General features: G+C 61.3%; 1 protein-coding gene. It reads right to left on the bottom strand.

What is annotated here, in order from left to right; all coding sequences use genetic code 11:
* Positions 1–213: FG-GAP repeat domain-containing protein (locus ACPYOM_RS23555; RefSeq protein ID WP_481347837.1), on the bottom strand; the 213-nt coding region annotated here is incomplete at its 3' end.
* Positions 214–243: the final 30 nt, after the last annotated feature.

Raw genomic sequence — 243 nt, forward strand, 5'->3', positions numbered from 1 at the left:
GCCAATGACATCGTTCTTGCCATCGCCGTCGAGGTCCCGGGGGCCTGCGATCGATGTTCGGTTGTCCCAACCCGCGGAGATTTGCTTCCATTGGAGCCAGCCGCGGGTTCCGTCGCCGGGGTAGAGCCAGAGGGCGCCTGTATCCGAACGCCGGGCCAGCACGTCTCCCGTACCGTCTCCATTAAAGTCCCCCGTGCTCAGAATTGCATTCATAACATTCCAACCGGTTCCAATGGTGGTGGG

The sequence above is a fragment of the Monashia sp. HAY1-2A genome, from assembly GCF_056755315.1.